Source organism: Candidatus Methylarchaceae archaeon HK02M2, from assembly GCA_024256165.1.
Taxonomy (GTDB): domain Archaea; phylum Thermoproteota; class Nitrososphaeria; order Nitrososphaerales; family JACAEJ01; genus HK02M2.
Genome location: JAKLZG010000018.1, coordinates 1 through 10,254 on the forward strand (window position 1 = coordinate 1; position 10,254 = coordinate 10,254).

A 10,254-nucleotide genomic window follows, 5' to 3' on the forward strand; every position below is an offset into this window, starting at 1 on the left:
CTCATAATCTTTACGAGGGTGGATTAATTAGAGCTATTGCAGTAACACCAGAAGAAGTAGGTCTTGGTCGAAATTCCGAAACTATATGGATTACACCTTGGGCAAAAGACAAAGACATAGAACATATTAAAAAATTTTACACTGAGATCGTAGAAGGGCGATCAGGAATAAAAAAACGGGCTGAAAAGAAACCTAAGGATATAACACTTCACAATCGAAAAATGCAAGTTATGTCTATCTTAGACAAATATAAAATTAACTCTCATGTCTATGATTATTATAAGTGTCCTAAAAAACACGATAGAGGGCTAAAACCCATCAAAAAAGTCAAATCTAGCTATAAAAGAAAAAAATTCCTACGAAACTGTCCTGAGTGTAATCGTTCGTTAATTGAAATCCCCTTTGAAGAGTTTATTGAAATAAAAAAGAAAATTTTGTTTAAGAAGTATGATATTAAGTCCTAAGTGGAGGTAGTCATGCCTGGTTTGGGTTTCTTTCGCCAATAGACAAACAAACCGCTGGTAACCACGGCTACTGCAAGAACTATTAGTCCAACTGTAGGTTCTATGGAACTTTCCTTCTCAGGCGTTTGAGATGGATTTGGAGGAAATGTTGATGCAGATCCCGGGTCAGAAGTTATAATTTCATAAAGTATAACTTCTCCAAGAATGTAGACTGTTTCTGAACCATAGATATCTGTTGCTACTAACTTGAGTGTATGAGTTCCACTTGTTAAGTCAATCTGTGTATTCCAGACACCAAAACTGTTTATAAGTGGATATTCAGTGGAGTTAACATGTAAGATTACTGTACTTACGCCAGAAGCATCTTTTACAATGGTTTCCATTTCTAAAGTGAAAGGTGTATGATACTCAGCTAACATTGTTTTATCTGGATATACTTCCTCAAATTCTGGACCTTTAGCAGTGATTTCAAAGGTATATTCCTGAGTAATTTGTACATTTGCTTTGTCAGTAATGGTAACTTCAACTGTGTAGGTGTTTGGTTCATAAAATTGAATTTGACCAATTCCTGTAGCATTTGAGTCTAAAGTTAGTTCAATATCTTGATTGCCCCAACTAATATTAACAGTAGCATTGGCCAAGCTGTCACTAGCTTCAATTGTGAAATTCGTGGTCTCACCGTCGGATAAATTTTCGGTTTCAAAGGTTATTCTAAAACTGGCTTGATTGACGATCAGAGTCCCTAATTCAACTGCTTTTTGTGTACCAATCATATCTTCTGCTACAATATTTAATACGTATTCTCCTGCGTTAAATATTGCAGAAATTTCCCATTTATTGGTAGTTACATTATATTGAAGGGAGTATTCCTGGTCATTCGCATAGAGACTGACGTAATTTATACCTGAGCCATCTATTACACTCAAAATGAGAGAAAAGGAGTGGGGTGCTGTTCCGTTGAGAGAACTCATTGAGTGAATAGATAGCTCAGGCGCTACCGCCTCAACCGTAATGTATCCATTTAGAATTGCTTGTTTACCTGCATTATCCTCTACATAGATGATAAAAGGTATGGAACCCATAGTTTGGGGTGTATAATGGAAGTAGAAGACGCCCTGTTCGCGCGCCTGTAGAATATTATATATGTAACGTGCATCATGTTCACCCCCGAAAAGGGTAGAAATTCCATCACTTTCAGGAAGTATATCGTCACCTTGAGTAATGTCATATATTGTATGATCTATTTCTATCTTAACAGAAGCAATACCTAAAGTGTCTGTAGCAATGATTTCGAAGTCAACAGAAGATCCATCAGCGATTGTTTCTGGGGTTACAGTATAAGTTACTTCTGGGGCAGGGTTGTCCACAATGTTAAAGCTTCCAACATTAGTAAAAATGGTTTCAATACCTAAATTATCTATAATAATTAGATCTATTGTCCATATTCCTATTTGGTACTGTGTGTCACACCATATTGTCTTCTGATAGAGACCATCTTGATATTCAAGATCTATAGTAAAGTTATTGTAGTTATCATAAATGATTGCAGTAACAGAGTTGATAGAGTCAAAGTCAGTGGCATTAACACTAATTTCAACAACATCTCCTAAATTCAAAGTCGTAGGTGTAATATCGATTTTTTTGACTTCTGAGGGGTTATCTAGTACCTCTAAAAATGAAATTTGAGCTGATATAGTGTAATAACTGTTTCCTTTATATTCTGCTTTCAATTTATAAGATTTAGGAAGTAAATTAACTTCTATTTCGGTAGAATAATACCCAAAGTCATCTGTAGTAACAGTGGCTATCTTTTGCCATGTTCCAGTGGCAGTTGCGTTCCAATATAAGTCAATTGTGGCATCAGGAATAGAAATTCCGTGAGAAGTGGTTAGAGTTCCATCAATTACTGCAGTTTCAAGATGAGCAGCAGTAACATCGTTTAATGTCAAAACAACGCTATTTTTTAGCACATTGAGTGTATGAGTCATTATTTTTGTGGTTACTTTATCATTATTTTCGATTGTGATCCGGACAGTGTATGTGCCTGGTTGTCCATAGTGCACTTGGTTTTCCTCAGTCCAATGTACCTCAATAGTAGCATCTCCTGAGCCATCTGTCATTATTGTTCCCCATTGATCCCAATAAAATCCTGTTAGGGAAGTGGCAAAGCTTATTGGAATATTTGCAATAGAATTGCCTAAATAATTGGTAACATGAGCATTCCAAGAGGTAACACTACCATATTCAATGGTATTAGAACTTAGGCTAGAATCAAGTAAGGCGGTTCCTTTAACTACGTTTAGGGTTGCATCATAGGTCGTTGCGTTCTGAGTTGCATTACCTAACCATTCTAAGGAAAGTTGATAATTGCCTTCACCAAAGTCTTCGATGGGCACCTCAACAACCGCATAACCTTGAGAAATAGGAGCTGTTAAGTCAAGAAGGAGAGTAACTCCATCATATACATAAGAGTTCAACTGACCTGCGGTAATTGGGTTTCCATTGGATGATGTTAGGTATACTGGAATAGAATGAATGGTACCATAGGTAGCTTCAATTATGTCTGTATCTAGAGTAATTATTGTTTCGAAAAAGGTAATTGGTTCTTCAAGTATCGCTGAAATATTTGCAGTAGCTTTAATATCTTCAGTAATGGGGTCTTCTAGGATTAATTCAAATAAAATTGAACCAGATTGGTCTTCGGATCCAGGAGTAAACAAATAGGTATAGTCACGAGAAATAACAGTTAGTTCATCTAATAGGTGCTGAATTGAGCCATTGTTTTGATAGGAGGTCAATCGTAGGGTTTTACCTACTGGGTCATCTCCTTCAATGGTGGCATCAATCTGTAAAGTATCAGTCCCAATTTCAATAACAGTTGCATTTCCAGTCATAACAATACTGAAAACTTCGGGAGGAGGAGAAGTTTCATTATTTATTACTTCAATTGTACAACTACCAAGGGATGGGGCATGATCTGCGTCATAGGATCCTGTATATCGAGATTCAATAGTATGGGTTCCGTTCGCGTACCACGCAGGTATAGTGAGAGTTAGAGTTGTGGTATATGTATCAGTGAATTCAAAGCCGATATCGTGACGTTGGAGGACGATGTTTTCTGTGATATCCACTAATGCAATATATCCTCCATCAAAATAGGGGAAAAATGTCCCTAAATAGACAATTTCTATATTAAATCCAATTATTTCATCTGGATATATTATTTCATCACTAGGAGTAATAGTTGTAGCTGTTTCTTGAGTACCTGGTGTAACAGGAGATTCAACTGCGACTTGAGTTGTACCTACTGAACTATTGTACCCTTCAGTTCCTTCATAGGTAGCAAGAAAAGTACACCACCCTGTAGGAGTCCATGTCTGGGCATACCAAGTTAAAACTGCTGTTCCATCTGTAAGAGTACCCGATACATTGTAATAACTGTCTGTTTCCTCCCTGACGGTTACCGTTCCACCTGGAACGGGAGTTCCGTTCGCCGTGACGTGAATTGTAAAAATAACCTCTTCACCCACAGTAACGTCGGTCCGATCTGGAAAAACTTCAGTTACGGTGACCTGATTTTCACTAGCTAAAACTGGAGTGGAGAGTGGGTTAATCGCAATATTGAGTAGGAAGAGGATGATTAAGCTTGTTTTCAATCCAATTGGCCATTTCTTCATTTTTTTCAACGGTTAACACCCTTGCACCCTTCCCACCTTCCTAGAGGTTTTATATATCAGATAATTTATCCGAGTTTTTCTTACCTTTATATTCGTTAGGGGACAGGGTTTAATGTGAAAATGAAATGACTGCCAGAAATCAGAATTTCGATACGATTTGTCGATTTCTGGAGGCGTGATCTACATGGCTGAATGTGTTCAAACTCTCGCAAGTAAACCAAAAACCAGCTCTAGTGACTTTCTAGTTAGTGGAATACCTGAGCTAGGGCTAGTTGTCCCACAAACTTATCTCCTTATTGAATGTCCTTGTGGTGAGGAGCACAAAATTGATTTAAATAGTCTTACACAGTCAACAAAGCGAACTATGCAAGTTGAAAAACAATGTGAATGTGCTCGTCATTTTATTATACACACAGGACATCCTGGATATCGGAAAATCCTTATTGTTTCCGAATTTGGCGATGACGTGGGTGATTAATTTGTTAAATCTCTTAATTAATGCTATCTTTGCAGAATTAGGTAAATGGTATCAGTCAGCCTTTATGGGTGGACTTGATCGATTACCTCAGGTATTATTATCCTTTTTATTAAGCTACTTAGTAATCCAGTTATTATTTTTCATTTTTCCCCCATTAAAGAAGATTATGTTAGTTTTAGGAGCTCCATTTCGATATTTACATGTGTGGCTCCATATGAATATGGCAAAACGAATAGACCTCAAGAAATATCGTCTTGACAATCAATCTACAGCAGTTTTAAGCTTTTGGGGCGGTAACAAAGGCAATGAAGTAAGTCCACTTCTACGACCCTATTATTCAACATTAGACGCCTTCAAGATTGCTTCAGCTCCTTTACTAGGTGCAGGTGCAATATTTTTATTTTTAATTAGTTCTAGTTCAATTTTTGCAGGTTTAGGTCTGTATGGTCTACTTATCCATATTTACCTTATTTTTTGCTGCTTTGGTATTGCAATGCCTTCCCCTAAAGACTATGCGTTTCTTATTCGTGGAAGTCCAATGAATCCTGGGGCATTTCATCCCGGATATGTCTTATGGACCTATGTAATCTTTGCTATCAGTGGATATATCGCTCTTAAACGAACTTCTTCAGCTATAACCGGACTGAAAGAAGGAGTAGTTTATGCTCTAATTTATTTCTTCTTATTCATAGTGATTTCAAAACTAGCCCAAAGTAATAACCAAGTATGAATAAAAGAAATAAAATAATTTTTTTAATATAAAAACTAAACTAATTTTATCCTTAAGCCGTGGCTTCAAGATACTTTACGGGAACTAACATTGCATAATCCCGACTGATCGCTTGATTCCAATAAGCAATAGCTTCATCTTCATCTAAGAAGAATCTTTCATCATCAATTGCTTCATAATCACGATAAAGGGAAGCTGAGATATAGCGGAAAAAAGTAATAGTTTTTGTTTGGATTGCTTCCACTTTCTTGACATGATTGAACGTCTCATGGCTAATAATCGGAGTAATTATGATCTTATATGCTTCTTCCGTCTTTTCCATTTTTACTCAATCCTCGGCCCGAGATTCATTCATCTGAGAATATAGAGCTGCGATTATCCTCGCATAAAGAGCTGCACCCATTTGTTCGTCATTATAAGACGCTACAACGTTATATTGGAAAATAGTCCGATTAATAGTATCAACGCATGACATAGGTATCAATGTATCCTATTTCATAGAGTTTATAAAGAAAAGAAATACCCATTATTTTCACCTTCTTTCAGATCATTATAAAGGGTAGGATGGTGGGGTATGATGAAGTGAAATGTCTCTTAGTATAAGTTCATCCCCCTCTTCTCTCGAACATGAACAAAAGATAGAGAACACAACCGCACTATTAATGTTAGTCGCTTTATTTTATGGAAAAGAAGATATTTCTACCGCTAATACTCTCTTAACCCAACTTAATACCTAAAATAAAAAAATTATCTTTTTTTTAGATAAGAATTCCAACAAAAATAGTAATAATTCTTCCTACAACTAAACCTAAGGAAGTCATCCAGGAAAATCGAGCTAACGACTTTTTCATTCCTTTTTGGCGAGAAAGAACATTAGGACTCCGTGTATATCGCAAAAGAAGAAGCCCACCAAGCAGTCCACAAGTCGCGTCTACTGGCAAGATTTGTAAAATAATACCCACAATTAGAAGGGCATAGGTTATAATAGTACAAATTTGTAAATTAAGAATAACTGTCCTTACTCCGAAGACTACTGGGAGAGATCGAACATTATTTTCTTTATCTCCCTTTACATCTCGTAAATCGCCCATGGTTGTAGTTAAAAACATTAATGATAGGAAGAAAGGTAAGAAAATCAAGAAGAGAGGGGTCAGTTCGTTTGTTACTGCACTGTACCCAACCAGTGGAACGAAAGCCCACCCATAGGCCACGAAGAAGGGTTTGATGACAAATCCTTTAATTCGCCAACGGGAGTAAACTACACCACTAAGAACGGGTCCTACTAACATTAAGCCTAAAGCTAAGTATCGACCTAGAGCAAGCATTGGAATTGTGCTAATTCCCAATAAAATTATTAGAAACGTTTTACACTCCTGTACAGATAGCTCTCCCGTAACTAGAGGACGATGAGGAGAATTAATTCGATCTTCATCAAGATCAGTAAGTTGATTATAACCATAAGAAAAAGCTGCTATAGCTGCAATTGAAATTAACGCAATAAGAGCATATCCTAGTGTATCGTACCCAATTCCTGCATAAATGACGCCTACTAACCCATTGGTTACCCCCATCAGAACTACTGAGGGCCTTACTAATTTTTTATAGGAATGAAAGAGAGTTTTTGGCGATCGTGAAGGAACCAAATTCTCTTTGAGTGCATACATTTTAAGACTTGCTCCACCCTTTCCACCTAAAGTTTCAGTTTTAAAGATCCAAAAAAAGATGGATATCTGCAAAAAAAAAATGAAGGGGAGAAGAAAAATTATCCTTGTTTTAACTGTTTTTTGATATAATGAATAGCAGTTGATAGTTTCTTTTTTAGACGGGGATCATCTAGAGTATGTAAATTACGACTCTTCAGTACGTTCTTACAGGCAATTTCAACAATAGCATGCCCATACATTTCAGGATCTTTAGGAACTAACCGTTTTTGTTCAAGAAAATTACATAATCGCCGACTAAGGGATAAAATCTCCTTTTTCTGAGAAGTTGTGACAGAAGTCAGATCTATGTCTGCTATTAGACGAGTCATATAAAAGCGGATAACATCAAAGGTTTCTCTGGATCCGCGTTTCTTATAAAACTCATTATAGGCACCTGATCGAACTGCCTTGAATTTTGCTGCTGCGATATCTTTTTTATCAAGATTTAGTCCTAATTGATCATTAATTTCAAATACAGTAGTCCAAGGAATTGAACGACAAGATACCCTAAGTAAAGCTTCAATATAACCTAAGATTCGACAGATGACTGACTCATCTGCCACCATTTTTGTACAGTCCGTTTTATGAAGCTCGGCAACTGCATTGTCAATCAATGGTTCAGGAAACCATTGAGTTAAAATCATAGAAAAATAAATATTTCGCTTAATTGTCTTAGAATCTAGCTCATTTTCTTGAGAAGCGATGCTCTGATGAATATGTTTAAGTTTACGAAAGCTCTTATCATCATGACGGGATAAATGACCGATCTGGCTACCCAATTTCCAGCGCTGAGTTTTAAAGGTTGGACTTTCATATCCTGGATCTTCAAACTCTAATTCAGGAGATTCTGGTGAAGCGTTTTCCATGTAATCATCAATATCAACAAAACTAGTTATTTCTGGGCGTTTAATCAACATTTTCCCAGCGAAATCGGATTCTTGTTCCGTATTTTCTGAATCCATTAAGATGGAAACACTCCTATGCGTCATCATTCTAAGGGCTTTATTCTATTTAAATATAACACGCTGCTGTCCAAGTAAAGTATACTTTAATTTGATTATTTTAGATTGTTACTGATTTGACTTGACTCCAGCGAGGATTTCGTGTCATGGTTAGCGGATATCGGAGGGACAAAATCACGAGATCGATTATGTAGGTGAGTTTGATATGTCACTTTTGCAAAGCATCATGGGGAATTGTAATTTTTTTTCATAAAAGTGCAAAGTTTGCAAACTTCCTCCATAAACATTTATTGTTTTTTAGTCAAAAAAACCCAGAATGCAGAGTTTGTGTCTGTGGACCTACCTCTAAAATCATAAAAAAATTCAGTTTTCGGCAGTAGGAACAGAACGCTCTTTGACCTTTTCTTTACCTTTCTTTGTTCTATAGAAAATAAACAAGGGAACTATGATCATTAAAAATCGTATAATCTCTAAAGCGGACAAAGAAAGATCGATCTGTGCATTATCCGAAGATGTTCCTGGTGAGTTATTACCAGGAATAGGAGGAAGGATTGAAATCACTACAGTCAAAGTGACACTAATAATTGATTCAGAAAACTCAGAAGAGGGACGAAATTTCAGATTTAGATGTAATGTATCTCCTTCAACTAAATTTGCCGCTATTGAATGACTTGTAGAAAGATCAGTGCTCTCAAAGGCGAAATTGGTAGTGCTGATGACAACCATTGTTGAAGACACAAGTAAGTCGACAGGCTGGAGATTAACATCAATACGAACAAATGTGTCCTCCATTATATGAGCATATATCTCTGATTCAAGTTGACGTTCTTTTAACTTAGATAAAGGAGAAAGACGCCAACTACCTTGAGAAATTTGTAAAGGAACAGGAGTAGATTCTGAAGTGGAGGTAATAATGGGTGGAGTGAGAGATTCAAAGATTACTTCTTGGATCCAAAAATCTCCTTTATTAGAATTGAACAAAGAAGTACTATCAACAGTAATGTTAATATTAATTGAATTTGAAAGTACAAAAACTGGAGTAGAGGTACTAATTCGCATTGTTAGGGTAGTTCCGATCACATAAGTATGAGGTGAAGAAGAACTAGAGGAAGAATCCTTAAAAGTCCCTGAAGTTATAATTCCATTAAGGGTAGCATTGATAAACACACTATTAACGGTGTCTTCGGTTGATTGACATTTAATATGGAGTAAATAGACTTCTCGTTTTTCGGACAACGAAAAAGTTCGAGAAAATTCTACAGAACTTGTATTAGCTAGAGAAAACGTGTTATTAACGTTTAAATCTACTTTTTCATTAAAATTAGTAGTACTAGCGTCTCCCATGCCAATAGACCCAACTATGCTGAAAATTAAAGTGACAACTAGCAAAATTGGTCCAATGACAGCACCCAGGTGATTAAGCGAATACAATGTCTTTCATAAGACCAAGTGCATATGCTATATAAACTTCAGAAAAGCACATTGTTATTATCCAAGAAATTTTTCATTATCAAACTTGCAAATTTAATGCCGAGGGGAAGGTCATTTTGGGGGGGGACACCCCTCTCACCCCCCTCGTACCCCCCAGTAGTCATCGCGATGCGACGACTACTACACCTACAAATCGACCGTTGCGCTATATGCAACGATGATTTTGTAAAAGGGGGGAGCGGGGGGAAAAATGGGAAATGGTGAGGTGTGTGTCCCCCTTCAGTTGAATTCAGCAAAATTATGGAAGCATTTTCAAAGTTCTTTAAATGGTGATGGGTAGACCTCATAGTATGCACGCGAATTTATGAAAACAGGTGAGATCTACCTTTTTTATTATATGTCAAAAATCTTTATATTCTTTTTCTAATCTCGATCATCCTTCGGTGATAGTATGTCCGCGAAAGCCAGTACTGATGTTAACAAATTGGAAAATACCATCAATGAACAATTACCCATTCCTAAGAAATGGCGAAAAGAAATTGTTAGAGTTGTAAAGGAGCAAGTAAATCAAATTGAAGAGCCTGAAGAATGGCAGGACATTTTGGAGTCTTGGAGTTGGTTTAAGAAACCCAATAATTGGGTCCTTAAAGCATTTAAGTATACTATAGCTCATCCAGCTACAACGGCATATTTTCTCGCTATTGATTATATGTTTAACGAAGGACTTGATCCTTATGATATAAGTAAGAAAGAAATGAGTAGAATTTGTACATGTTTTCGGAGAGCACTTCATAATCTTTACGAGGGTG

At 36.6% G+C, this 10,254-nt stretch carries 9 protein-coding genes; 4 read left to right on the plus strand and 5 right to left on the minus strand.

Annotated features, from left to right (window positions below; genetic code table 11):
* The coding region (locus tag L6N96_01215; GenBank protein MCP8322786.1) for a hypothetical protein at window positions 1-464 on the plus strand (464 nt) is incomplete at its 5' end.
* On the opposite strand, the gene L6N96_01220 is transcribed toward L6N96_01215, so the two are convergent.
* Window positions 461-4,141 (minus strand): Ig-like domain repeat protein, encoded by a 3,681-nt coding sequence (locus tag L6N96_01220; GenBank protein ID MCP8322787.1) that lies wholly within the window; start codon window positions 4,139-4,141, stop codon window positions 461-463. The genes L6N96_01215 and L6N96_01220 overlap by 4 nt on opposite strands.
* Window positions 4,142-4,325: 184 nt before the next feature.
* On the opposite strand from L6N96_01220, the gene L6N96_01225 reads away from it, so the two are divergent.
* A complete protein-coding gene (locus L6N96_01225) occupies window positions 4,326-4,619 on the plus strand; it encodes a hypothetical protein (protein MCP8322788.1) in 294 nt (97 codons plus the stop codon).
* Between the two features lie 214 nt (window positions 4,620-4,833).
* Window positions 4,834-5,349 (plus strand): hypothetical protein, encoded by a 516-nt coding sequence (locus L6N96_01230; protein ID MCP8322789.1) that lies wholly within the window; start codon window positions 4,834-4,836, stop codon window positions 5,347-5,349.
* Between the two features lie 52 nt (window positions 5,350-5,401).
* On the opposite strand, the gene L6N96_01235 is transcribed toward L6N96_01230, so the two are convergent.
* The 4 genes from L6N96_01235 to L6N96_01250 form a co-directional block, all read right to left on the minus strand.
* Window positions 5,402-5,671, minus strand: a complete 270-nt coding sequence (locus tag L6N96_01235; protein ID MCP8322790.1) for a hypothetical protein — start codon at window positions 5,669-5,671, stop codon at window positions 5,402-5,404.
* 436 nt (window positions 5,672-6,107) lie between these two features.
* The gene (locus tag L6N96_01240; GenBank protein ID MCP8322791.1) at window positions 6,108-7,013 is read right to left on the minus strand and encodes a UbiA family prenyltransferase; all 906 of its coding nucleotides are present in this window, start codon (window positions 7,011-7,013) and stop codon (window positions 6,108-6,110) included.
* A gap of 98 nt (window positions 7,014-7,111) precedes the next feature.
* Window positions 7,112-8,014 carry a hypothetical protein gene (locus tag L6N96_01245; GenBank protein ID MCP8322792.1) on the minus strand — a complete coding sequence of 301 codons (903 nt, stop codon included), beginning with the start codon at window positions 8,012-8,014 and terminating at the stop codon, window positions 7,112-7,114.
* A 363-nt stretch (window positions 8,015-8,377) separates the two neighbouring features.
* Entirely contained in the window at window positions 8,378-8,995 is a 618-nt protein-coding gene (locus L6N96_01250; GenBank protein ID MCP8322793.1) for a hypothetical protein, read from the minus strand.
* Window positions 8,996-9,896: 901 nt separating this feature from the next.
* Here L6N96_01250 and L6N96_01255 point away from each other — a divergent pair.
* Window positions 9,897-10,254: hypothetical protein (locus tag L6N96_01255; protein MCP8322794.1), on the plus strand; the 358-nt coding region annotated here is incomplete at its 3' end.